Here is a 985-nt window from a genome sequence, read left to right on the forward strand (position 1 = left end):
TATGTAAGGTTTGAGGGCTTATTAAAGATTTCAATCGTCTGCTTGCCTGTGCACAAAAAACCTGTGTTGAAGTCGCCTGTGTTGAAGTCGCCTGTGGTCATTTCTGCCATAACATTTCCTTTCAAAAAGTGATTACATTTGTAAGTACATTTGTAATGAGTGCAGTTCTTCTTATGAGGGCTGCCAACGTTGCTCCTTTCAAACGCTGAATGTTTAATCTGGTATTTGTTCATCAAGTGATTTTTTATATTCTTCAAAGATGAATTGGCACACGTTATATTTGTATTGGATAATTTTGAGATCATTAATGACGTGCTCTAGGTCGCCGCTTGTTGGCAGGGTATCGTTAAGGTTTAATACAGGCGTTGCGCCCTTTTTCCCTGATAACAATGCGTACAAGTTGTACTCATCGGGATTCATGTAAAAGATTGCATGGCTTAATGTTCTAATCGTGTGTGCGGTTATTTGGCGGGCTCGCTCGCGTGTTAAAGTTTTTTCTTTGCCTACCTGTATGCCAACTTTTTCATAGCTTAAAGGCTCGCTACCATATAGCCCGTAGCGCAAAATGACAATATCTCTAGCTATCGCCATTAATTTGTCGAGCTCATGTTGTACTAGCGGTGCTATCCACGCTATCTCGTCGTCGGGCAAGTCCTTTGCTCGTTTGTTGCCCATACGCTGTGCCAATAGTGCGCGTGTAAAATTCAACATGCCTTGTGTTGGTTCATCTGTTTCGTCCATGTGTTACTCCTCTCTCGCGGCTTCTGCGGTGGCGCCGATTTCTTTTTGAACTCTCTCGTATAACGCTTTTATATTTGCTGAATGGTTGCACATGTCGTTTGTTATCTCACGTAGCGCTAATTCTTTTAAGCGCAAACTAGACATGATTTCTTGCAGTTCGTTATCAGTTGCTTTCATGTTTGTTCCTTTCAAAAAGTAATTACTTTTGTTATTACTCGCGTTTCTTACCATTCGAGAAACGCTA

Annotated in this window: 2 protein-coding genes; both read right to left on the minus strand. The window is 41.3% G+C overall.

Annotated features, from left to right (window positions below; translation table 11 throughout):
- Nucleotides 1-213: 213 nt before the first annotated feature.
- Nucleotides 214-741 (minus strand): hypothetical protein, encoded by a 528-nt coding sequence (locus HMPREF3192_RS04240; RefSeq protein WP_066305707.1) that lies wholly within the window; start codon nucleotides 739-741, stop codon nucleotides 214-216.
- A 3-nt stretch (nucleotides 742-744) separates the two neighbouring features.
- On the minus strand, nucleotides 745-985 hold a 241-nt coding region (locus HMPREF3192_RS06815), incomplete at its 5' end, for a hypothetical protein (RefSeq protein WP_231723360.1).

Origin of the sequence: Atopobium deltae (genome assembly GCF_001552785.1) — a bacterium.
Classification (GTDB): domain Bacteria; phylum Actinomycetota; class Coriobacteriia; order Coriobacteriales; family Atopobiaceae; genus Atopobium; species Atopobium deltae.